We start from the raw sequence: 22,436 nt of genomic DNA, 5'->3' as shown, positions 1-22,436 counted from the left end.
TGGCACGGGAACGACCAAGTCCGGCGCGTGCACGTGCATCTGCCCTTGCATCTGCTGTGCGCATTCGGAACCATGGTCCGCGCGCCACCGCTGTACCGACCGCACCATCGGCGACCGACCGCGCCACCGCTCCATCGCTACGTACCGCGAAACCGGGGAGTGCCTCGCATGGGGACGAATGGATCGACCATGCTCGAGCCGTTAAGGCAGGGGCTACCTCCGATCGACCCCTCCGCCGTCTCGGACGCGGCGTCCGTCGCCCTCCCCGCCCGCTACGAAGCAGTGGGCAGCGCCCGGCAGTTCACCCGTAAGACGCTGGGCCAGTGGGACCTCGACGAGCGGTTCGACGACATCGCGCTGGTCGTCTCCGAACTCGTCACCAACGCGCTGCGCCACGCACTGCCCGCCGACACCCCGCGCGATCCCCAGGAACCGCCGGTGCGGCTGCACCTGATGCACTGGGCGACGCGGCTCGTGTGCGCGGTGCGCGACCCCAGCGACGAGAGTCCGGTCGCGCGCGACACGGACGACGACTTCTCCTCGGAGTCCGGGCGGGGCCTGTTCCTCGTGGACTCGTTCAGCGACAGCTGGGGCTGGCACCCGCTCGCGGGCGCGCTGCGCGGCAAGGTGGTCTGGGCACTGTTCAGCCTGCGCTGAGGGGGGTGGGTCAACCGCCTATCAGGTGGTCGAACTCCCCGTCCTTCATCCCCAGCAGCATCGCCTCGATCTCGGCGCGCGTGTAGACGAGCGCCGGGCCGTCCGGGAACCGCGAGTTGCGCACGGCGACGTCGCCGCCCGGCAGTTTCGCGAACTCCACGCACGAGCCCTGCGAGTTACTGTGCCTGCTCTTCTGCCAGACGACGCCGTGAAGCTCCGTGGCCGCCATGCCGTTAAACGCGTGGTGCACAGGTCGCTCCCCGGGTGGTGCGGTGCCGTGAGTGGCTCTAGATGCAGTGGTCAACTGTCCCGGATCATAGCTGTGTTCACATGCGGATGCATGGGCAGATGCACGTGCACGCGGGGTGTTCCCTTGATTACAGCGTTGAAAGCCCTCTCGGCACCTCGTCCTGGGAAGAGACGCAAACCGCGCCCTATCTGTTCCCTCCCGCTCCGTACGGCAGCAGCGCCATCTCGCGGGCGTTCTTGATCGCCGCGGCGATGCGCCGCTGCTGCCGCGCCGACACGCGCGTGACGCGACGGCTGCGGATCTTGCCGCGGTCCGAGAGGAACCTCCGGAGCAGATCGGTGTCCTTGTAGTCGATGTACGTGACGCCGGCGGCGTCCAGAGGGTTGGGCTTCGGCTTGAGCGGGCGGGCGGCGGACTTGCGCGGGGACAAGGGTCAGACCTCCAGGAGAGTGTCGAAGGCGGGGGGCAGGTGTTTCCAGGCGTCGCGCCCGGCGGCGTACTCCTCGTCCGTCAGCAGGCAGGACTCCAGGACCTCTTCGAGTCCGTCGCGGTCCAGGCCCGGCGAGGTGAACACCAGGTGGTTGCAGCGGTCGCCGTGCTCCGGGTGCCAGTCGAGGGCGGCGGCCGCGCGCCGCACCGGCGGGACCATCTCCCACGCGGCGTCCGGCAGCGAGGCCAGCCACGGCCCGGCGCTCTCGACGCAGAGCGCGCCGCCCGCCGCGTCCCACCCGAGCAGCGTGTCCGGGTGGTCGGCCAGCCAGAACCGGCCCCGGCTGCGGGCGGCGGCGCAGGTCAGGTCCTCCAGGGCGTCGTACAGCCGCTCCGGGTGGAACGGCCGTTCCCTGCGCCATACGAAGGTCGCGACTCCGCACGCGTCGGCCTCGGCCGGCAGCAGCGCGCAGGCGGGGTGCTGCGCCGCGGCGGCGGACTCGACATCGAACCCGGCGAGCGCGGCCGCGGCCAGCTCGCCCCGCCCGACCGGCACCTGGTGTGCCGTCGGGTGGAGCTGGGCCAGCAGCGCCCGGTCCTCGTCGTCGGCGGGTCCGGTGTCGTCGCCGTCCGCCACGGCGAGCACCGGTGCGTACTCCAGCTGTCGCGCCCAGGTGTCGGCGACGGTGCGCTGATCGTTCGGGGCGGCGGCGAGTCCGGCGTCCATGAGGTCGTCGCCGTTGCTGAGGCAGGGCAGGAGCAGCGCCGGGTCGACGGCGGTGACGACACCGCTGAGGACGAGGGCGTCACCGGCGTGCGCGGCGACGACCTCGGCCATCGCCTTGGGCTCGACCGAGTCCCACAGCTCGACGACCGCGAGCCGGGTGAGGCCCGCGTCCGCGAGGCGGTCGAGCTCGGGCATCAGGTCCTCGCGGAGCGCACAGCACGCGCAGTCGTTGACCAGGGGCGCGTCGCCGGTGGAGAGCACGCCGGTGGTGTCGCGCACCGTGCGGACGACGGTGCCGCCCACCGCGGTCGACAGGTCGTGATGGAGGGCCACGCTGTCCGGGACGGTGGCGAGGAGTTCGTCGACGGCCGCCTTGCGGGCGACCGCGTGCAGACCGCCGACGATCACGACGTCCATGCGGCGCGGCGGGTCCGTGGGCGCCATCAGCTCTTGCCGAACCGGCGCTCGAAGCGCTCGACGCGGCCCGCCGTGTCCAGCACGCGGGACGTGCCCGTGTAGAAGGGGTGGCTGGCGGACGAGACCTCGACGTCGATGACGGGGTAGGTACGGCCGTCCTCCCACTCGATCGTCCTGCCGCCGGTGGCGGTCTCGCTGCCCGCCGCCGTAGAGCGGGTGAGGAAGGCGAATCCGGCGGCCTTGTCGCGGAAGACGACGGGGCCGTACGGGGGGTGGATGTCCTTGCGCATGACGGTCAGCGCTCCTCTCGGAAGTCGAGGTGGCGGCGGGCCATGGGGTCGTACTTGCGGATGGTGAGGCGGTCTGGGTCGTTCCGCCGGTTCTTACGGGTGACGTACGTGTAGCCGGTCCCTGCCGTCGAGCGGAGCTTGACGACGGGGCGGAGTTCATTGCGTGCCATGGGGCTAGTATATGAAAATGACTCTCGTTTTCAACAGGGGATCCTGTGACTCCACAACGGGGTCCTGCGACCCCAAAACGGGGTCCTGTCCGACGTCACGACCCGACCCGACCGAGAGGTGCGTCACCTTGTCCGCCCACTGCCAGCTGACCGGAGCGGAACCCCGCTTCGGCAACAACATCTCCCACTCCCATCGGCGTACGTCCCGCCGCTTCGACCCCAACGTCCAGCGCAAGCGGTACTGGCTGCCGAGCGAGGGCCGGTACGTGCGGCTGCGGCTCAGCACGAAGGGGATCAAGACCGTCGACCGCATCGGAGTCGAGGCCGCCGTCGCCAGGATCCGTGCGCGCGGGGTGAGGATCTGATGGCCAAGAAGAGCAAGATCGCGAAGAACGAGCAGCGGCGCGCGATCGTCGCGCGGTACGCCGCGCGGCGTGCGGAGCTGAAGGAGATCATCCGGAAGCCGGGAACGGGTGACGCGGAACGGCGTTCGGCGCGGGCGGAGTTGGCGCGCCAGCCGCGGGACGCGAGTGCGACGCGGGTACGGAACCGGGACAGCGTCGACGGGCGCCCGCGCGGATACGTCGGGGCGTTCGGGCTGTCGAGGGTGAAGCTGCGTGAGCAAGCGCACGCCGGATTCCTCCCCGGGGTGCGCAAGTCGTCCTGGTAGCTTGGCGCGCGATTCGGCCGGACCGGTCGTGACCGCCCGGCACAACGCGGCCTCGGCCAGGGGGAGTTCAAGTGCGTACGTACGTCCGTAGTGTCCAGGTTCTCCGGATTCCCCGAGTTCCCCGGGTTCTCCGAGTTCTCCGAGTTCTCCGGGTTCCCGGTACGGCGGTGGCGGGGCTTGCGGCCGCGCTGGTGCTGAGCGGGTGCGGGAGTGGTGGGGGCGGGGATGGGGGCGGGGGTGGTGGTACCGGTGGCGGCGGTGGCAAGAAGAACGGCAGCTCGTCCGGCAGCTCGTCCGGCGGCTCGACCGACGGCTCGACCGACGGCTCGGCCGGGTCCGGTGGCTCGGGTTCCGAGGGCGGAAGCCTGGAAGGTTCGTGGATTGCCACGTCCGGCGGGAAGCCGCTCGTCCTGGCGGTCACCGGGAAGACCGTGACGCTCCTCGGCGAGGACGTGCTGTGCAACGGCACCGCGGACGGCGGGGCGGGCTCGCAGACGCTCACCCTCAAGTGCCCGAAGGGCAACGGGGACCGTACGGCGGGACGTGTCGAGTCCGTGAACGGCAAGTCGATGAAGGTCGCCTGGGAAGGCGCGGGCACGGACGAGTTCCTGAAGACGGAGGGCGGCAAGCTGCCTGAGGGTCTGCCGACGGCGGGGATGCCGTAGTCCTGCGGGGTCGGTATGGGTTACGCGCCCTCCTGACGCAGGGCCTTCAGCGGGCCGCGGGACCCTCCGGGTTCCGCGGCCCGTCGGCGTCCGGGCGCTTCGTGGCCGTGCCGTCGACCAGCATCGGCGGGGGTGTGGTGTCCAGGGCGTCGGACAGTTCGTCGAGGGTCTCCAGGAGCAGGCCCGCGCCCCGGCGGACCACGCGGTCGGGGACACCCTCGCCGTCCCACTCCTCCAGTGCGGTGCGGACCGCCTCCCACTTGGGCACCCGGCGTTCGCGCAGCGCCTTCGCGCCCTGTTCCGTCGACTTGCGCAGTGCCTCGGCGAGGCGGGCTGCCGCGGGGACGGGGGTGTCGCCGCGCTCCGGCAGATGGGCCTCCATCAGCATGGCGACGCGGCCCAGTTGGGCGAGTACTTCCTCGGCGTCGGCGGCCGCGGCGCGGGAGAGGCCGCGGTGGCGTACCGGCTCGTTCTTGGCCCGGTCGACGGCTTCCTGCCAGGCGACGCGGGCGTCACGGGCGGCGAGCAGGGCTTCGCGGACGTCGGGGCAGGCCTTGCCCGCGGGGTGGGCGTAGCGGTCGACGACGGCGGCGGCGTACCGGCCGTCGGCGACCAGCCAGTCGGCGAGGCGGGTACGGAGGCGGGGGGTCTCCCAGGCGGGGTAGAGCGCGTACGCGATCATCGCGAGGACGCCGCCGAGCAGGGTCAGGACGACGCGCTCCGGGACGGTCTGCGTCCACTGCTGGCCACCCATGCCGAGCAGGAAGACGACGTACGCGGCCACGCAGGCCTGCGCCGCGACCTGGCCGGTACGCATCAGCAGGTACATCATCCCGGCGCAGAGCACGGCGAGCGCGGCGGAGAGCCCCGTGCCGGGGTGGGCCAGCTGGACGAGCCCCGTGGCGAGGGCGACGCCGACGAGGGTGCCGCCGAAACGGGCGACCGCGCGGGAGTACGTCTGGGAGAAGTCGGGCCGCATCACCATGACCGAGGCCATGGGGGCCCAGTAACCGTGCCCCAGAGGCAGCAAGTGCCCGAACAAATACCCCGCGGCGGCCACGGCGGTGACACGGATGGCGTGCCGGGTGACCGGCGACTCATGCCGCAACTCCCCCCGAACGGCCCGCACCGCGGCGGGCACCAGCGCGAAGAGGGTGGGGCGGAGGAGGGGGGTGGGGGGTGTGGGGGTGGGTGCCGCTGGCGTGGGCTCCGTTGAGGCTTGACCACGCGAGGCAGGCGACGCTGGGGCTGGCGGTGTTGGGTTGGGCGCCGCTGGAATGGCCTCCGTTGAGGCCGGACCCGGCGAGGTGGGCTCCGCCATGGCCGTCTCCGCCGGAGCGGACGCCTCCGGGGCTGGCCCCGACGGGGCTGACTTCGACGGGGCTGGCTCAGTCGAGTTCGGCTCAGTCGAGGTCGGCTCCGTCGAGGGCGGCTCCGTGGTGGGGCTGTTCGTGTTGCCTGCTGTTTCCAGGACGTCCTTCAGGAGCGCGCCCAGGCGGGTCGCCGCGCGGTACGCCGGGCCCGTGAGGATCGCCCCCGTGTCCGGCGTCCGCAGCGCGGCCTGCGCCTCCGGGGGGATCTTGACCGGGTCCCCGTGCCGGATCGCCCGCGCCGCCGCGTCCAGGACCGCGCCCGCCGCCCCCAGGAGTTCCCGCACCCGGTCCCGCTCCTTGCCCTCCGCGGGGACGCCCACCGCCGGGTCCGCGAGGGAGGCGAGGACCGGGCGGATCCGTTCGGCGACGCCCCGCGCCCCGTGCAGCTCGGCGGGGCGCGTGCGGGCCTGGCGCGCGGTGATCGTCGCCGCGTCGCGCGCCGCCATCAGGGGCTCGGGGTCGAACGCGGCCACCGGATCGTGGCGGAGCCGGCGCGCGTAGTCCGCCTCGGCCGCCAACGCGTCCGCCAGCGCATCCCTGTGGGCGCCCCATCGGCGTACCGGAAAGAGGATCACCAGCGCCGCCTGCACACAGCCGCCCACGATCATCATCGCCGCGTGCCCCGCCGCCGCGGCGACCGACGTCGGGATCGTGACCGTCACCAGCATGATCGCCACGTTGGACGACGCGATGATGCCGACCGTGGGGCCCGCCGCCCAGCTCAGGCCCGCGAGGAACGTCCACAGGCAGAGCAGGGCGAGGAAGAGGAGCAGGTGGGAGCCGGTGAGGTAACCGAGGAAGGTGGAGACGGCGAGGCTCGTGCCGGAGGCCAGGGCCAGCTCCGGACGGGGCCGCCAGCTGCGCTGAAACGTGGCGATGGCCGCCTGGAACGCGCCGAACGCGGAGCTCGCCGCCACCGCGGGCCCGAACAGCGTCAGGCTGAGGCCGATGACGACGGCGAGGCCGGCGGCGCCGCGCAGGGCGACGAGGGGTTCCAGACGTTTGCGCTCGACGGTCAGGCCCGCGCGAGCTGTCTCTTTCAGCGCGCGGAGCCAGGTCACTCTGTGATGATACGGGGCATATCGGGCAGCGTGAGGCGCCTGCCTCACGGCGCGAGCGCCGGGAGTGGATTCAGAGGGGGTGGGTTCAGGGGGGTGGAGTCAGGTGGGGAGTGCCGGGCCCCGGTCGCGCGGGGTGACGTGCGCGCGGTCGGCGGCTGCCGTGCCGTGATGCCAGCCCTCGGCGTCCGTCACTCCCCGTACCCGCGTCGTGGACGTCTCCGGGAACATCCGCTCCGCGTGGTCCGTGACGGCGACGTCGCGTGCCGCCAGGACGGGAAGCAGCGCCGACACGTCCCGCGACTCCCCCGCCGCCCCGGTCGCCGCCCCGGTCGCCGCCTCCCGCACCGCGTGCTCGCCCGCCTCCGCCAGCCGGCCGCCGATGCGGTGCGCGTACGCCATCAGGAAGGACTGCCGGAACGTTTTCGTGCGCTTGCGGCCCGCGGCACGCTGGCCCGCCTCCGCCTTGGCCATCGCGGCGGTGCCCTGCACGAGGAGGGAGGTGTGGAGGAGTTCGACCGACTCCAGGTCGGCTTCGAAACCGACGACGGTCGAGAAGCCGTACGCCTCGTTCCACACCGCCCGGCAGTGGTTCGCGGCGGCCACGGCGTCGAGCAGGATCGCCTTCGCCGTCTCGTACGGCGCGTCCACGCCGATCCGGCACGCGGCCGGGACGTCCTTCGCGTGGGTGCGGGCGGCGAGCAGCGCCTCGTCGAGCGAGTGCCGCGCCATCAGCTCCTGCGCCTTGGCGGTGAGCGCCTCCGCCTCCTCCGGATAGCCGGTCGCCTCCGCCTTGGCGAGCAGCGCGCGGATACGGGTGAGCGTGCGCGGCTCGCCGTGGACCGGCCCCGGGACGCTGTCGCCGGGCGGCGGGCCCACCGGTTCGATCGGGGGGAGGCGCAGGAGAAGCCGGTACAGCTGGAGGTGCACGGTGGCGCGGGTGAAGCGGTCCCGGCCCTTGTCCCGGTCGCGGGCGGACTCTCCGTCCGGCCCGAGGTCGGCGAGCTGGGCGGGCCAGCGGGGCGGCAGGTGGGCGTAGCGGGCGGTCTCCGTGCGGATGAGGTCCGCGGTGAGACGTACGTGCGGGTCGTCCAGGTCGCGGCGGACCAGGCGGACCACGTCGGCGGGCTGCCAGCCGTGCCGCCAGGCCCGGTGCAGGTACTCCTCGCCGCGTCGGCGCAGGTCGGCGTCCGTGTCGGGGGCGGCCGCGAGGAGGGACGCGCCGGTGTCCAGACCGTCGTCACCGTCGCCGTACAGCGCCGCCGCGAACGCTCTGTCGATCACCGAATCCATGGGACAAGGGTAGGGGCGCGGCCTTGCCCGCTTCCCCCCGCGGCCAACTCATCCACAGGCTGTGGATGAGTTGGCGCGCCGCCGCGCTGCCACACCACACCGCGCCGCATCGCGCCGCGCTTCAGCTGTCGCCGCCCTCGTCGATGAGCCGCCGCACCTCACGGTCCACCATGCCGAGCCGCGCCTCGGCGACGAGCGGTACGGCGCGGCGCTGTCTGCGTGCCTCGTGTACGTCGATGTCGACCGTCACCAGTCCCGGCTCCCACTTCGGCGCCTGCGCGACGACGGTGCCGCGCGGGTCGACGACGCGGGAGCCGCCCCAGAAGGAGGCGCCGTTCTCGTTGCCGACGCGGTTCACGAAGACGACCCAGCACTGGAGCATGCGGGCGGTGTACGAGAGCAGTGTGTCCCAGTACAGGCCGGTGTCCATCGCCTCCGGGTCCAGGCTGGCCGCGCTGTTCGTCGGTACGACGATGACTTCGGCGCCGTCCTGCACGGCGAGCCACGGCAGGACGGGCTGCCAGGCGTCGTTGCAGATGAGCGTGGCGGCGCGGCCGTGCCCGCCGGGCAGGTCGTACGCGCGCAGGTGCTGCCCCGGGCTGACGTGCTTGCGTTCCTCCCACGCCAGGTAGTTGGGGAGGTACAGCTTCCGGTGTACGTGCAGGAGGCGGCCGCCCGTGTAGTACGCCGCGGTGTTGTACGCGCGCAGGCTGGTGTGCTCGTGGAAGCCGAGGAGGACGTCGGGGCGGCGTGAGCCTCCTGGGCCTTCGGTGCCGTCGGGGTCTTCGGGGGCGGAGAGGGTGAGCACGCGCGGGTCGTCCGTCGTGATCGACGTGTCCTTCTCCAGGCCGCCCAAGTGGTAGCCGTGCAGGCTCAGCTCCGGGAAGACGACGAGGTCCGCGCCCTGGGCCGCGGCCTGGGCGATGTGGTCCCGTGCGGTGTCCAGGTTCCGGCCGACGTCTCCCAGGGCGCAGTCGGTCTGTGCCAGCGCGACTCGCATGCGTTGAGCTTCGCAGCGGGGTTCGGGGGCCGCACGTGGAGGTCCCCCGGACGGGGGCGGGGTCCGGCGCCCTCCCCGCGACGTCCCGCGTGAGTAGGGCCGGGTAGGGCGGGTGGGGCCGGTAGGGCCGACGAACCCCCGGGCGATGTCAGTGGCGGGTGCGAGACTCGCCGTATGGCTGGTCGACGGTGGGTTGTCGCTGGGGTCGAGGGGGGAGGCGCTGAGCTCGTCCCCCTCGGGGACGACGCGCTGCCCGCGAGCCGCGTCGTCCGCGAACCCGACCTCGCCGAAGCCGTCCGGTCCCGCCCGGACGTCGACCGGTGGGTCTGGCGGTCCACCGCCGAGATCTACCCCCGCCTCCTCGCCTCCGGCACCCGCGTACCCCGCTGCTACGACATCGAGGCCGCCGAACTCCTCCTCCTGGGCCACGAGGGCCGCCTCGGCGAGCCCCGTTCCGCCGCCGCCGCGCTCGCCAGGCTCCGCCACACCCCCGTACCCCCGGATCCCCCGCCCCGCGCCGCCGAGCCCGGCACGCAGGACTCCCTCTTCGAGCCGCGCCCCGGCGGCGTCCCCGTCACGATCGACGAACTCGTCGAGGTGCACGCGGAGCAGCAGCGAAGACACGATGCCACCGCCCACCCCGGCCGGATGCGGCTGCTCACCGCGTCGGAGTCCGCGGGCATGCTGGTGGCCGCCGAGATGAACGCCGCGGGGCTGCCGTGGCGTGCCGACGTGCACCGGGACCTCTTGAACGAACTGCTCGGCGAGCGGTACGCGGGCCGGGGCGAACCCCGCCGCCTCGCCGAGCTCGCCGACGACGTGTCCGCCGCGTTCGGCCGCCGCGTCCGCCCGGACCTCGCCGCCGACGTGGTGAAGGCCTTCGCGCAGGCCGGAATCAAGGTGAAGTCGACGCGGCGCTGGGAGCTGGAGGGGCTCGACCACCCGGCGGTGAAGCCCCTGATCGAGTACAAGAAGCTGTACCGGATCTGGACGGCACACGGCTGGAGCTGGCTCCAGGACTGGGTGCACGACGGACGCTTCCGCCCCGAGTACACCCCGGGCGGCTCGGTCAGCGGCCGCTGGACGACCAACGGCGGCGGTGCGCTGCAGATCCCGAAGATCATCCGCAGGGCCGTCGTCGCCGACCCGGGCTGGCGGCTGGTCGTGGCGGACGCCGACCAGATGGAGCCGAGGGTCCTCGCCGCGATCTCCCGCGACCGGGGCCTGATGGAGGTGGCGGGCAGCGAGGAGGACCTGTACACCCGCCTGTCGGACCGCGCCTTCTCCGGCGACCGCGACCACGCGAAGATCGCGCTGCTGGGCGCGGTGTACGGCCAGACGTCGGGCGACGGCCTGAAGAACCTCGCCGCACTCCGCCGCCGCTTCCCGCTGGCCGTGGCGTACGTCGACGACGCGGCGAAGGCGGGCGAGGAGGGCAGGCTCGTAAGGACCTGGCTGGGCCGGACGAGTCCTCCGGCGGCGGGCGCGGGCGAGGACGACGAGGCGGGCATCCCGCAGGAGGAGGCCGCAAGCAGTAGCGGTGGTGGGCTCGGCTCCGGCAGCGAAGAGTTCGTTCCCGGGTACGCGTCCAGCAACGCACGTGCGCGGGGCCGCTTCACGCGCAACTTCGTCGTGCAGGGCAGCGCCGCGGACTGGGCGCTGCTGATGCTGGCCGCCCTGCGGCGGACGATCACGGAGGGCGGACTGCGGGCCGAGCTCGTGTTCTTCCAGCACGACGAGGTCATCGTGCACTGTCCCGCGGATGAGGCGGAGACGGTGGCGCTGGCCGTGCGCGAGGCGGGTGATCTCGCGGGCCGGATCGCGTTCGGGGAGACGCCGGTCCGCTTCCCGTTCACCACGGCGATCGTGGAGTGCTACGCGGACGCGAAGTGAGGGAGGGAGGGGGGAGGGGAGGGGAGGGGGGCTACGGCGTCAGCAGCGTCCTGAGTTCGTCCACCACCTTGCTGTCCGTGCCGTCCAGCGCCGCCAGCGCCGTCCGCCACTGTTCGTACGCGTCCTGCTCGCGCCCCTCCGCCCGCAGCAGGAGCCCGCGTTGGTGCCTGGCCAGACCCGTCATGTGGGCGTCGCCGCGTTGTTCGGCGCGGTCGAGCAGCGCGGTGCACTCGCGGGTCGCGTCCGTGGTGCGGGAAAGTCCGCGCAGGGCACGGACCAGGCCGAGGCGGGCCTGGGACGCGCTGTGCCAGTCCTCGTACTCACCGTGCAGGCGCAGACTCTCCTCGAAGTGGCCGAGGGCGGCGGCGGGTTCGCCGAGGGTGAGGTGGGCGTAGCCGATGTTGCAGTGGGCGGACTGCCGTACGACGGCGTGCCCGAGGGTGTCACCGATGGCGAGGCTGCGTTCGTGGTGGGTGATGGCGGCGCGGGCGTCCGTGTGCTCGTACAGGTTGCCGAGGTGGCTGAGGGTGATCGCCTCGCTGAGCGGGTCGGCGAGCTCCCTGGCGAGGTCCAGGCTCCGGTGGAGGGACTCGGCGGACTCGGTGTGGCGCCCGAGGCCTTCGAGGAGGAGGCCGCGGTTGTTGAGGCCTCGGCGTACGCAGGACACGTAGCCGAGGGTGCGCCAGAGGGTGAGGGCCTCGTCGTTCAGGGCGAGGGCCTCGCTGCTGCGGCCTGACATGAAGTGCACGCCCGCCGCGTCGGTGAGGGCCTGCGCCTCGGCGGCGGTGTCGCCCCGGCGGCGCGCGGCGTCCAGCGCGAGCGCGCCGAGTGCGGCCAGTTCGGTGAGGCGGCCACGGCGCTGGAGGTAGGGGAAGAGACAGCGGACCAGGACGGGGAGCAGTCCCGCGGGATCGGGGTGCCGTTCGGTGAGGGCGAGGACGTTGGGGAGTTCGGTGTCGCCCCAGGCGAAGGCGGACTCGGCGGTGAGGGGCGGGCCCGCGTCGGCGGCGGACCGGCCGGGGCGGGCGAGGACCGCGTCCACGCCACGGAGGCGGTCCGCGCGGTCCAGGCTCTCCGGGAGGATGGCGAGGAGGGTGCGGCGGGCGGACTCGGCGTACCAGCGGAACGCCTCCTCCACGAGGTCCGTCTCCGTGCCTGCTCCCCTGTCTGCTCCCCTGTCTGCTGCCCTGTCTGCTGCCCTGCCTGCTCCCCTGTCTGCTGCCCTGTCTGCTTTCCCATCTGTCTCCCTGTCCGCCTCCCTGCCCGCGTCCGCCGCCGTCTCCCTCGCGAAGTCGCGTACGAGGTCGTGCGGGGTGTAGCGGCCGTACGACGTCTCGTCGAGGAGGGCGACGTCGACGAGGCGGTCTAGGGCCGCGCCCGCACGCAGCTCGTCGGTGCCCAACAGGCGGGCCAGGAGCGGCACTCCGTACGTGGGGAGGTCGAGCGCGCCGATCCGGGTGAGGGCACGTGCCGCGTCGCGGTCGGCCTCGCGGTCGGAGGTCCGCAGGGCGTCGAGGGCGACGGCGAGGGAACGGCGCACGCTCAGGTCGTCGTACTCCAAGTGGTGCAGGCGGCCGCCACTGACGGTGAGGAGTTCGGCGAGGGCGTCCGGGGTGAGGGCGCGCCGGGCGGCGAGGCGGGCGGCGACGATGCGCAGGGCGAGGGGGAGGCGTCCTGCGAGTTCGACGAGGGGGTGCCCCGCGTCGAGTCCGGCGCGACCGGAGACGGCGCGCAGGAGCGCGGCGCTGTCCCCGTCGGAGAGGGGCTCCAGCGGGAAACGTTCCGCGCCGTCGAGGGCGGTCAGCGGGGAGCGGCTGGTGACGACGACCGCGCACCCGTCGCCCGCGGGCAGCAGGGGCCGCACCTGCGCGGCCGTGGCGGCGTCGTCGAGGACCATGAGGGTACGGGTGGGCGCGAGCAGCGACCGCAGCAACGCGCTCGCGGCAGCGGGGTCTTCGGCGCCGTCCGGCGCGTGCCGGGGCTCGGCACCGAGGTCCCGCAGGAGCGCGCCGAGGGCCTGCGTCGGGGTGAGGGGGGTCATGCCGGGGGTGGCGCCGCGCAGATTGACGTAGAGCTGCCCATCCGGAAACTCCGCGCGCAACGCGTGCGCGACGTGCACGGCAAGCGCGCTCTTGCCGACACCCGCCATGCCGGAGACGACGGCGACGCGCCCCCCTCCGGCTCCGGCCAGGGTTCGCCTCAGCTCCCGCACGGTGCGGTCCCGGCCGGTGAAGTGGGCGGGGGCGGGCGGAAGTTGCGAGACCCCCGACGCGGTCGAAGCAGACACACGGGACACCGGCCCGTCGGCCGTCGGACCGGTCGCACCAGGCGTCACGGAGGCGGCGCCGTCAGCCGCTGGACCGACGGAGGCGGTGCCGTCAGCCGCTGGACCGACGGAGGCGGCGGCAGCGGCACCGGCCTTGACACCGGCAGCGACAGCAACAGCGGCACCGGCACCGGACCCGAGACCGGCACCGCTACCACCACCGCCGCCTCCGGCACCGCTACCGCCAACGGCATCGCCACCGGCACCCCCCGGGGCGTTCACCCACGGCCCCCTCAGCACCTCCCGATGCGCGTCCCGTACCCCCTCCCCCGGCTCCGTGCCGAGTTCCCGGATCAGCCTGTGGCGCAGTTCGCGGTGGACGGCGAGGGCCTCCGCGTCGCGGCCCGTGCGGTGGAGCACCAGCATCAGCTGGCGGTGGAAGACCTCGCGGAGGGGGTACTCCGCGACCAGCGAAGCGAGTTCGGGCGCCAGCGCACTCAGCCCCGTGCCGAGTTCCAGTTCCGCGTCGTACCGCCACTGCAGCGCGAGGAGACGTGCCTCTTCCAGGCGCGGTACGAGAGGGTGGCCGTCCAGCGAGTCGGGAAGCCCGCTCAACGGCGTGCCCCGCCACAGCGCGAGCGCGTCCGTGGCGCACTGCGACGCCCGCACCCAGTCCCGTTCCGCGTGCGCCGCCCGCGCCCGTGCCACCAGGTGCTCGAAGACCCGTACGTCCAACTCGCCCTCGCCGACCCGCAACCGGTACCCCGGCGGAACCGCGTGCAGCCGCCCCGGGTCGTCCAGGAGCCGGCGCAGCCGCGTCACGTGGTTCTGGAGGGACGCCTGCGCCGACGCAGGGGGGAAGTCGCCCCACAGGGCGTCCTTGAGAGCGCCGAGGGAGACGACCCGGTCGGGCTCGAGCAGGAGCGCGGCCAGCAGCGCGCGCCCCTTCGCGCTGCGCACGGGGTGCGGCGCGCCCCCCGCGTCGTACACAGCGGGAGCCCCGAGCAGGCCGAACCGCAGTCCGCACCGCTCGCTCAACGCCTTCTCCCCATGCCGTGTCGCGCCCGGTGGCGCCCTGTAGAGCCCTGCAGAGCCCTGTCGCGCCGTACCGCAGGACCGTTGGCCACATGTTAGCGATCTGTTGGCGTGGCCTGATGTGATCTCTCCATCGGACCTGGCCCGCCGGTGCTCGCGCACAGCGCGTTACTCGGGGGAGTGTCGCCGCCGCGGCTGGGTCCGGGGGCAGAGAGAGCCCCGGTCGCCGGAGGTGAGCGACCGGGGCTTTCGCCCTGCCCGGCTCAGCCCTGCCCTGCCCCGCCCCGGCTCAGCCGGCTCGATCCGGCTCACCGGAGCGCACTGCCCCTCCCGGGCCGTCGCCCTCCCCCACCGGCAGCCGCACCGTGAAGAGCGAGCCCTTCCCCGGAATGCTCTGCGCCGCCACCGTCCCGTCGTGCGCCTCCACCAGTTTCCGCACGATCGACAGACCGAGCCCGCTGCCGCCCGTCGCCCGCGTCCGCGACTTGTCCGCGCGCCAGAAGCGGTCGAATACGTGTGGCAGATCGGCGGGCGCGATCCCCGTGCCGGTGTCGGCGACCTCGATCAGGACCGCCTCGGGTGTCGTGCGGCAGCTGATGCGGACGCTGCCGCCCTCCGGCGTGTGGCGGACCGCGTTGGAGACGAGGTTGCCGATCGCCTGCCGCAGCCGCAGCGGATCGGCCGTCACCCACGGGTCGCCGAACGCGGTGGCCCTGAGCCGTACCCCCGCGCCGTCCGCGCGCGCCTGGTGCGCCGCGGCGACCTGGTCGGCGATCTCGGCGGCCCGTACCGGCTCGCGGTGCAGCCGGAGCGTACCGGCGTCGGCGGCCGCCAGATCCTGGAGGTCGTCGACGATGTGCTGGAGCAGCAGCGCCTCTTCGAGGAGAGAGGTGACGAGTTCGGGGTCGGTGTCGACGACCCCGTCCTCCGCCGCCTCCAGCCAGCCGCGGATGTTGGACAGCGGCGTGCGCAGCTCATGCGCCACATCGCTGACCATGGCCTTGCGCTGTTCCTCCAGGGCCTTGCGGTGGGCCGCCATGTCGTTGAACGCGGCGGCGAGTTGGCTGATCTCGCCCGCCGAGCGCGTGGCCCTTGCGGGGACCGGTTCGCTCGACTCGCCGTTCTTCATGCGGCGCGTCGCGGCGGTGAGTGCGCGCAGCGGCCTGGTCAGCCGGGTCGCGGCCAGCGCGGTGACGGCGATCGTGACGGCGAGGACGGCCGCGGCGAGCAAGGCCAGACGGATGGTGTTGGCCCGGGAGAGGCTGAAGGCGGGGGTGCTGCGGGTGCCGTCGGAGCTGGTGATGAAGAGGAGCGCGGGCGACGAGACGTAGGGGCCGAGCTGCTCGCGGCGCGCGGTGTCGACGCAGGACGCGGTCGCGGCGGTGGTGGACTCCGGCCCGACGGCCCCGGCGTTCGGACGGATCGCCGCCCGCTCTTCACTGGGCCATACGGCGCCGTCGGGCGCTGGGGGTACGTCGGGCTTCGCGGCGGCGAACGACGGCACGGAGGCGGCGACCGGCTTCGGACCGCTCCGCCCCTCCAGGTCGAGGCCGACAGGGACGGGGTCGAGGCCCTGCCGCTTCAGACAGGCGCCGGTGAGGGCGTTGAGCTTCTTGAGGGCCTTCTGCTCGGACTCGGTGGGCATCTCCAAGGGAGGCGTACGGCACTGGGACTGCAGGAACTCGCCCGGGTCGTGGTCGACGCGGACGGTGGGTCGGCCGCCGGGGCCGACGACCACCTGGGGTGTCATGCCGAGGTCCACGAGACAGGCCGCGCGCCGGTCGGCGGCGTCCTTCAGGCGCGTACGTTCCACCTTGGTGAGCCGGTACGGGCCGACCGCCCGTGGATCGATGCGGTCCGCCGCGGCGTCGTCCGACGCCTCGTTGTCCGCACGGCCCGGGGCGAGCGCGCTGTCGACGGAGAGCGGGTCGAGGACGGCGGAGGCGGTCGGGGGGAGGGGTGCGGCGGACTTGTCGTCGCCGGTCTTGGGGCTGGTTGTGGCGTCACGCCCGGTGCGGGCCTTGGGAGACGGAGGCGGCCTCCCGGAGTCCCCACCCTCGGCGGCACCGCCGGCCCCCTTCGGCGGCGCCGACGAGTCCGCGATGACCTTGCGTTCCTGCGTGGTGAGCGCGATACGGCGGCCGGTCTGGCGGGACAGTTCGCGGACGGCCTCGTCGGCGCCCCGCCACTCCGGAGAGGTCGCGCCGAGGCCGAGGAGCTTGTCGTAGATACGGGCGTCGTCGGCGAGTACCTGCCCCTGTTCCTGCCGCAGCGCCCCGGACGTGGTCTGCGCGGCGAGCCACGCAGTGGCGGCGATGGAGCCGATGGATACCAGTACGGAGACGGCGAGCAGCCGGGCCAGCAGGCTCTTGCGCAGCGGAACGTCACGCGCCACGCGTCGCCCCCGCACCCGCACCCGGACCCGCGCCCGGACCGGCACCCGCCCCTGCCAGCTTGTACCCCACCCCGAACACCGTGAGAAGGCGGTCCGGGCGCCGCGGATCGGACTCGATCTTCTTGCGGAGGTTCAGCACGTGCACGTCGACCGTGCGCGCGGATATGTACCCCGACGAGCCGTGGATGCGGTCGAGGAGCTGCGGCCGCGTGAAGACCCGGTCCGGCTCCTCCGCGAGGACCGTGAGCAGGTCGAACTCGCCCGGCGTGCAGTCGACGTGCCGTCCGTCGACCGTCACCTCGTGCCGCAGCGGGTCGACGACGAGGCCGCCGACCCGCAGGATCCGCCGGTCCGTTTCGGGCAGCGGCGCGTGGATGCCGCCCGCGCGGCGCAGCAGCGTCCGGACCCGGGCCATCAGCTCGCGCGGACTGTACGGCTTGGTGAGGTAGTCGTCAGCGCCCGTGTCGAGGCCCATGAGGAGGTCGTCCTCGGTGGTGCGGGCGGTCAGCATCAGGATCGGGAGGCGGGTCAGCTCCGTCGGCCCGTTCCCGTCCCGGAGGAAACGGGTGACCTCCAGGCCGTCGGTGCCGGGCATCATCACGTCGAGGATCAGCAGGTCCGGCAGCCTGCGCCGCACCTCGGCCAGAGCGGCGGACCCGTCGTGGACGACGGCGGCCTCGTGGCCCTCGCGTTCCAGATAGCGGCGGACCAGCTCGGCCTGTTTCTCGTCGTCCTCCGCGACCAGGACAAAAGCGCACATGGCGTTGAGGATAGGCACCGCCCGACAGATTCCGGTGGGGCAAATGGGATCGCGACGGCGGGCTGACAGGATCCTCACAACTCGCTGCCAGGCTGTTCCGGGCCCTATCGCCCGCGCGCCCCCCGGCCTAGCCTCCCCGCATGGCAACCGCACAGGTCAACGGCATCACCATCGGCTACGACGACAACGGCCCCGGCGCGGGCGACGTCAGCCCCCGTCAGGGCGACGCCCGGCGCACCCTCGTCCTCCTCCACGGTCACCCCTTCGACCGCTCGATGTGGACCCCGCAGCGCGCCGCGTTCACCGCGACCCACCGCGTGATCACCCCGGACCTCCGCGGCTACGGCGCGTCCACCGTCGTGCCCGGCACCACCGGCTTCGCCACCTTCGCCGAGGACATCGCCGCCCTCATGGACCACCTGGGCGTGCGCGAATTCGCGCTCGGCGGGGTCTCCATGGGCGGCCAGCTCGTGATGGAGTGCTACCGCCTCTTCCCCGAGCGCGTCACGGGGCTGCTCCTCGCGGACACGTCCCCCGCGGCCGAGACCGCGGACGGCAAGGTGTTCCGCAACGCCCTCGCCGACCGCCTCCTCGCCGACGGCATGAAGGGGTACGCGGACGAGGTGCGGGACAAGATGGTGGCTCCGTACAACGCGAAGGTGTCCGCGTACGTCCACCGCCTGATGCTGTCCGCCCCGCCGGAAGGCGCGGCCGCCGCCCTGCGCGGCCGGGCCGAGCGCCCCGACTACCGCGATCTGCTGGCCCGCGCCGACGTCCCCTCGCTCGTCGTCGTGGGCCGCGACGACACGTTCACGCCGGTCTCCGACGCCGAGGCCATGCACGCCGTACTCCCCGACTCGACGCTGCACATCGTGGAGTCGGCGGCGCACCTGCCGAACCTGGAGCGCCCCGACGACTTCAACTCCGCGCTCCGCACCTGGCTGGCCCGCCTGGACGGCTGAGGACGCCCACCAGGTGGGCCGCTGCCGAGTGGGCAGGCCTACCAGGTGGGCCGCGCCCCCACCCCGCCGTCCACCACCAGGTCCGTCCCCGTGATCCAGGACGCCGCGTCCGAGGCGAGGAACACGCACGCGCTGCCGATGTCCTCGGGCCGCCCGAGCCGCCCGAGCGGTGCCGCCCTGCCCCACCGTTCCACGCCGTCGGGCCAGTCCTCGGCGAGCCCAGGACGGTCGATGAGGCCGGGCGAGACGCTGTTGACGCGGATGCCGTGCGGACCGTACTCCAGGGCTGCGGAGCGGGCGAACATGATCAGGGCCGCCTTGGACGCGCTGTAGTGCGCGTGGCCGGGCGCGGGGCGCGAGCCCTCGATGGACGCGATCTGCGTGACCGTACCGCCGCCGTCCTGGCCCACCATGATCCCGGCGGCCGCCTGCGTGCAGCAGAACGCACTCGTCACGTTCGCCTCGGACAGCTCCCGCCAGTCCGCCGCCGACATCCCGTCGAGCGCCTGAAGGGGCTGGATCCCGGCGTTGTTGACCAGCGCGTCGAGCCGCCCCCGCCAGGAGTGCGCCTCCTCGACGAGGCGGTGGCACTCCTCCTCCCGGGTCAGGTCCGCGGTCACGGCGACGGCGTCACCGCCCGCCGCCACGATCCGCCCGACCAGTTCCTCGGCCCGCTCGCCGCCCCGCCGGTAATGGACGACGACCGCGGCCCCCGCCTGCGCGAACCGCCAGGCGATCCCGGCCCCGACACCCCCGCTGGCGCCGGTCACCAGAGCGACCCGTCCCGCCAGCCCGGGCAGCGCCTCATCCCGCATGGAGCCCACGTCATTCACCACTCTCTGCCTCACCCAACTCCCTCTCGTCCCCCGTCCTCGTCCCCCGTCCTCATCCCCCATCCTCGTCCCCCGCCTTCATCCGCAACGGCTCCCCCGCCCGGCACAACTCCCGGATGAGTCCGGCCCGCCCCGGATACCGTGCGCTCAACTCCTCCGGGTCCCCGCCCTCGTAGTCCTCGGGGACGAAACCGGGCGCCATCGTCGTCCCGAAGAGCGCCCAGCCGTGCCGCCCGCCGTCGGCGGGGACGCGCGCGCCCATCCACGTGCCTGCGGGGACGACGAACTGCACGTCGCCGCCGGGGCCGAGGACGGCGATGCGGTCGGTGCCGTCCGGGGCGAGGAGCAGCAGTTCCAGGGCGTCGCCCTCATAGAAGTGCCAGACCTCGTCGGTGGGGAGCCGGTGCAGGGCGGAGAAATCGCCGGGGGCGGTGGTCAGGAGGACGACGATCGCCGAACCCGCGGGGCGCCCGTCCGCGTCCGGCGGCCCCACCCAGGTCCGCCGGAAGAGTCCGCCCTCCACCGGCAGCGGGCGCAGCCCGTGCCGCGCGGCCACCTCTTCTGCTGTTTCGACTGTCTCGGCCATGATCGATCGCTCCCCGGCCCAGGAGCGTCATAACCCCGGAGCTCACCATTCCGGAAAGCCGCGGAGGGCCGGGCCACGAAATGACTCGTGGCCCGGCCCTCCGCGACGGACGTGCCTGCTGAACGTACTGCTGAACGGGCCTACCGCGTCGGCGTCGCGTCGTACCCGAAGCGCGCCGCCATATCGACCAGACCCGGGTGGGCGAAGCGTTCCCGCAGGTCGCCCTCCCCGATCCACTCGCGCCACTCCCCCACCTGACCGCGCCGCATGATGCGCGCGTTCTTGGTGGTGTCGCCCTCACCCGCGGACGCCGCGTCCTCACGGGCCCGCATCGCCTTGAAGGAGCTGCGCTCGGCCGCCTGCTCGACCACCTCGGGCGGCACCGCGAGCCCCAGGGCCGCGAGCATGGCGGTGATGGCGCCCACGGGGTGGGACTTCAGGTCCTCGAACCGTACGACGGCGAACTTCGAGAAGTCCGGCGCCGCTTCGAGCCAGCTCCGGTAGAAGCGGGCCCAGCCCGGGATCGAGGGCTCCCCGTCCCCGAGCCTGACGCGGTCGAGGAAGTCGGGGTAGGTGAGCTTCCCGATCATGTCCGCGGCGTCCGGTATCCAGGAGCCGCCGAAGGAGGAGAACCACTTGTACGACGAGTAGATGGTGTCGCGCGGGTCCCGCACCACCAGGATCGCGGTGTTCACCGAGGACTCCGCGAACACCTCCGGGTAGAAGTGCGTCTTGATGAACCTCTTGGCGACGGCCCCGCTCGCCGCCCTGTCCAGAGCCGCCTGGCTCTTCTCGGACGTGGCCGCAAGACGCTGCCGGTAGTAGTCGAGACGGTCCTCCACCGACTGCGACACACCGTCGGCCTCTTGGGGCGGCTCGACGTACGGGTCGAGGTAGTCGAAGCCGAGCTCGAACACGATGTTGGCCACGAGCGCCTGCCCGGAGCCCGGGTCACCTGCCACGACGATGTCGTGCTCGCCCAGCAGTCGCGCACTGCGCCGGGCCAGTTCGTCCGGACGCAGTTCCCGGGCGGAGTCCTCGGTCATGTCGGAAGTCCTGTCTCTCCCCCGCGGCCCCACGGCCGAAGGCGTCGGTGCGGAGCCGGAGCGGTGGCGGGTCACTTCTTGGCGCGCGCCGCGACCGCCCTGGTCAGGTAGGTGACCTCAAGCTTCTGCGCGTCGGCGAGGCGCTCGCGGATGTAGTCGAGGAACTGCTCGAACTTGTCGACGCCGAGCTGCACCCGCACGTCGTTCACCGACTGCCACAGGCCGATGTAGTGGTCGATGCTCTGCTCGACGGAGTGCCTGCCCTCCAGCACGACGACGTCGTCGAAGCGCGGGCTGGCGTTGAACTTGTCCGACAGCTCCTTGATCATCTGCGGGTGGGCGGAGGTGATCCGCTTGCGCTCGCCCATCAGGCGCTTGAGCTCGTTCTCGATGTCCACGAGCACCGGGTTGACCTCGATCAGCCGCGGGTTGTAGAGCGCGACGAACCAGCCGCCGGGACGCAGGACACGGCAGAACTCGGCGGTGCCCACCTCGAAGTCGACCCAGTGGAAGGACGACGCCATGCTGATGAGGTCGGCCGACCCGTCGGCGAGTCCGGTCTGCTCGCCCTGGCCCTTGCGCCAGGTGATCGAGTAGCCCTCGGAGTCCGAGATGCCCTCGGCGCGCATGTTGTCGTTCGGCTCGACCGCGGTGACCGAGCGGAATCCGCCGTCCGCCACGATGCGGGTCCACAGGCCCGTGCCGGCGCCGACGTCGACGGCGTCGAGCTCGGCGGCCGGGCGGCCCACCAGGCCGATCAGCGCGTCCCGCACCGAGGTCGCGTAACCCTCGCGGTACTTCGAGTAGTCCTTCGCCAGGTCGGTGAAGTCTCCGTGCTTGAGCTTGGTCGAAGTCGTCGTCATGCGAGGCACAGCTCCTTATATGTTCGCTGAAAAGCTGAATCGATAACCGTGAAAGCCTGGTGGGGCTCCATGAGCCCTTTGAATTCGTGCCTCATGCCACGGCGGACGGCAAACGCTGCTCGTGCGCGAGTCGAATCATGGTGGCCGCGGCCTTCGGATCGACATCCCCGTAGTTGGTGACCACGAGATCGGGATCGGTCGGGAACTCGGCGGACTGCCCGATTCCGACCACGTCCTTGTCGTCGTTCTCGCTGTAGATGCCCTTGCTGTCCCGTCGCTTGAGTTCCGCGACGGGCACGTCGAGCAGCACCTCGAAGTAGTCGGGCTGGTTCTCCCGGTTGTGCCGCTGCACCTCGTGGAAGAGCGAGATGGTCGCGACGACCACGAGATGTCCCTGTTCCGCGAGCAGTTGGGACAGTCGCGCGTAGGTCATGGATGTCTTTATCCGGCTTTCACGGTCGAATCCGGAGGTCATCATGCCCAACGCGGTCCGCACCTCGTTGCCGTCGAGCAGAATCGGCTGCCGACCGCGCTGGAGCAGTTGGCGGACCAGTTCGCGGGCGACCGTCGTCTTGCCGGCCTCGGCAAGCCCGGTCACCCAGATGACCGCCCCGCCGGAATCGGCGCCTCCAACTCCCGTGGTTCCCATGGATGGCTCCCCTCAGTGGACGTACGGTGGCCCGCTCGGCGCAGGCGGACTCTTCACAGCACGACTTCACTGCTGTAAAGTTCCTCAGAAAATTTTGGCACGTAAATTCAGCATGCATTACTCGGAAAATCTCGAGTATCCCCGTGAAA

The 22,436-nt window shown here is 72.6% G+C and carries 22 protein-coding genes; 6 read left to right on the top strand and 16 right to left on the bottom strand.

What is annotated here, in order from left to right; genetic code table 11:
- Positions 1-168: 168 nt before the first annotated feature.
- Positions 169-657, top strand: a complete 489-nt coding sequence (locus NOO62_RS22320) for an ATP-binding protein (protein ID WP_268772665.1) — start codon at positions 169-171, stop codon at positions 655-657.
- A 10-nt stretch (positions 658-667) separates the two neighbouring features.
- Here the strand turns inward: NOO62_RS22320 and NOO62_RS22315 are convergent, their stop codons facing one another.
- The 5 genes from NOO62_RS22315 to rpmG all read right to left on the bottom strand — a co-directional run bounded on the left by NOO62_RS22315 (position 668) and on the right by rpmG (position 2,940).
- On the bottom strand, positions 668-907 hold the full coding sequence (locus NOO62_RS22315; RefSeq protein WP_223775964.1) for a DUF397 domain-containing protein: 240 nt from the start codon (positions 905-907) through the stop codon (positions 668-670).
- 184 nt (positions 908-1,091) lie between these two features.
- Positions 1,092-1,337 carry a 30S ribosomal protein S18 gene (rpsR, locus tag NOO62_RS22310; protein ID WP_268772664.1) on the bottom strand — a complete coding sequence of 82 codons (246 nt, stop codon included), beginning with the start codon at positions 1,335-1,337 and terminating at the stop codon, positions 1,092-1,094.
- Positions 1,338-1,340: 3 nt separating this feature from the next.
- Positions 1,341-2,507, bottom strand: a complete 1,167-nt coding sequence (locus tag NOO62_RS22305; protein WP_268772663.1) for a CobW family GTP-binding protein — start codon at positions 2,505-2,507, stop codon at positions 1,341-1,343.
- On the bottom strand, positions 2,507-2,770 hold the full coding sequence (locus NOO62_RS22300) for a type B 50S ribosomal protein L31 (protein ID WP_268772662.1): 264 nt from the start codon (positions 2,768-2,770) through the stop codon (positions 2,507-2,509). The genes NOO62_RS22305 and NOO62_RS22300 overlap by 1 nt, the downstream gene beginning before the upstream one ends.
- A gap of 5 nt (positions 2,771-2,775) precedes the next feature.
- Positions 2,776-2,940 carry a 50S ribosomal protein L33 gene (gene rpmG, locus NOO62_RS22295; RefSeq protein WP_268772661.1) on the bottom strand — a complete coding sequence of 55 codons (165 nt, stop codon included), beginning with the start codon at positions 2,938-2,940 and terminating at the stop codon, positions 2,776-2,778.
- Between the two features lie 128 nt (positions 2,941-3,068).
- On the opposite strand from rpmG, the gene rpmB reads away from it, so the two are divergent.
- From rpmB to NOO62_RS22280, 3 genes are all read left to right on the top strand, one after another.
- On the top strand, positions 3,069-3,305 hold the full coding sequence (rpmB, locus tag NOO62_RS22290; protein ID WP_268772660.1) for a 50S ribosomal protein L28: 237 nt from the start codon (positions 3,069-3,071) through the stop codon (positions 3,303-3,305).
- The gene (rpsN, locus tag NOO62_RS22285) at positions 3,305-3,610 is read left to right on the top strand and encodes a 30S ribosomal protein S14 (protein WP_268772659.1); all 306 of its coding nucleotides are present in this window, start codon (positions 3,305-3,307) and stop codon (positions 3,608-3,610) included. The genes rpmB and rpsN overlap by 1 nt, the downstream gene beginning before the upstream one ends.
- 167 nt (positions 3,611-3,777) lie before the next feature.
- A complete protein-coding gene (locus NOO62_RS22280) occupies positions 3,778-4,275 on the top strand; it encodes a hypothetical protein (protein ID WP_268772658.1) in 498 nt (165 codons plus the stop codon).
- A 46-nt stretch (positions 4,276-4,321) separates the two neighbouring features.
- On the opposite strand, the gene NOO62_RS22275 is transcribed toward NOO62_RS22280, so the two are convergent.
- The 3 genes from NOO62_RS22275 to NOO62_RS22265 form a co-directional block, all read right to left on the bottom strand.
- Positions 4,322-6,709 (bottom strand): FUSC family protein, encoded by a 2,388-nt coding sequence (locus NOO62_RS22275; RefSeq protein ID WP_268772657.1) that lies wholly within the window; start codon positions 6,707-6,709, stop codon positions 4,322-4,324.
- A 99-nt stretch (positions 6,710-6,808) separates the two neighbouring features.
- Positions 6,809-7,999 carry a DUF2786 domain-containing protein gene (locus NOO62_RS22270; RefSeq protein ID WP_268772656.1) on the bottom strand — a complete coding sequence of 397 codons (1,191 nt, stop codon included), beginning with the start codon at positions 7,997-7,999 and terminating at the stop codon, positions 6,809-6,811.
- A gap of 121 nt (positions 8,000-8,120) precedes the next feature.
- Positions 8,121-8,999, bottom strand: a complete 879-nt coding sequence (locus NOO62_RS22265; protein WP_268772655.1) for a nitrilase-related carbon-nitrogen hydrolase — start codon at positions 8,997-8,999, stop codon at positions 8,121-8,123.
- Between the two features lie 174 nt (positions 9,000-9,173).
- Here NOO62_RS22265 and NOO62_RS22260 point away from each other — a divergent pair, with 174 nt between their 5' ends.
- The gene (locus tag NOO62_RS22260; protein WP_268772654.1) at positions 9,174-10,892 is read left to right on the top strand and encodes a bifunctional 3'-5' exonuclease/DNA polymerase; all 1,719 of its coding nucleotides are present in this window, start codon (positions 9,174-9,176) and stop codon (positions 10,890-10,892) included.
- Between the two features lie 31 nt (positions 10,893-10,923).
- Here the strand turns inward: NOO62_RS22260 and NOO62_RS22255 are convergent, their stop codons facing one another.
- From NOO62_RS22255 to NOO62_RS22245, 3 genes are all read right to left on the bottom strand, one after another.
- Complete coding sequence (locus NOO62_RS22255; protein ID WP_268772653.1) at positions 10,924-14,196, bottom strand: AfsR/SARP family transcriptional regulator; 3,273 nt, start codon at positions 14,194-14,196, stop codon at positions 10,924-10,926.
- A 286-nt stretch (positions 14,197-14,482) separates the two neighbouring features.
- The gene (locus tag NOO62_RS22250; RefSeq protein ID WP_268772652.1) at positions 14,483-16,588 is read right to left on the bottom strand and encodes a sensor histidine kinase; all 2,106 of its coding nucleotides are present in this window, start codon (positions 16,586-16,588) and stop codon (positions 14,483-14,485) included.
- A complete protein-coding gene (locus tag NOO62_RS22245; RefSeq protein ID WP_268772651.1) occupies positions 16,578-17,348 on the bottom strand; it encodes a response regulator in 771 nt (256 codons plus the stop codon). The genes NOO62_RS22250 and NOO62_RS22245 overlap by 11 nt, the downstream gene beginning before the upstream one ends.
- Positions 17,349-17,488: 140 nt before the next feature.
- On the opposite strand from NOO62_RS22245, the gene NOO62_RS22240 reads away from it, so the two are divergent.
- Positions 17,489-18,310: an alpha/beta fold hydrolase gene (locus NOO62_RS22240; protein ID WP_268772650.1), complete on the top strand. Its 822-nt coding sequence runs from the start codon at positions 17,489-17,491 to the stop codon at positions 18,308-18,310.
- A gap of 38 nt (positions 18,311-18,348) precedes the next feature.
- Here the strand turns inward: NOO62_RS22240 and NOO62_RS22235 are convergent, their stop codons facing one another.
- The 5 genes from NOO62_RS22235 to NOO62_RS22215 all read right to left on the bottom strand — a co-directional run bounded on the left by NOO62_RS22235 (position 18,349) and on the right by NOO62_RS22215 (position 22,287).
- A complete protein-coding gene (locus tag NOO62_RS22235; RefSeq protein ID WP_268772649.1) occupies positions 18,349-19,125 on the bottom strand; it encodes an SDR family NAD(P)-dependent oxidoreductase in 777 nt (258 codons plus the stop codon).
- 70 nt (positions 19,126-19,195) lie between these two features.
- Entirely contained in the window at positions 19,196-19,729 is a 534-nt protein-coding gene (locus tag NOO62_RS22230) for a cupin domain-containing protein (protein WP_268772648.1), read from the bottom strand.
- A 140-nt stretch (positions 19,730-19,869) separates the two neighbouring features.
- On the bottom strand, positions 19,870-20,775 hold the full coding sequence (locus tag NOO62_RS22225) for a sulfotransferase domain-containing protein (protein ID WP_268772647.1): 906 nt from the start codon (positions 20,773-20,775) through the stop codon (positions 19,870-19,872).
- 71 nt (positions 20,776-20,846) lie between these two features.
- Positions 20,847-21,638 (bottom strand): class I SAM-dependent methyltransferase, encoded by a 792-nt coding sequence (locus tag NOO62_RS22220; protein WP_268772646.1) that lies wholly within the window; start codon positions 21,636-21,638, stop codon positions 20,847-20,849.
- A 91-nt stretch (positions 21,639-21,729) separates the two neighbouring features.
- The gene (locus NOO62_RS22215) at positions 21,730-22,287 is read right to left on the bottom strand and encodes an adenylyl-sulfate kinase (protein WP_268772645.1); all 558 of its coding nucleotides are present in this window, start codon (positions 22,285-22,287) and stop codon (positions 21,730-21,732) included.
- Positions 22,288-22,436: the final 149 nt, after the last annotated feature.

It is taken from the genome of Streptomyces sp. Je 1-369 (assembly GCF_026810505.1).
Classification (GTDB): Bacteria; Actinomycetota; Actinomycetes; order Streptomycetales; family Streptomycetaceae; genus Streptomyces.
Note: the sequence above shows the minus strand (reverse complement) of the source record. Positions and strands in the feature narration are given on the sequence as shown.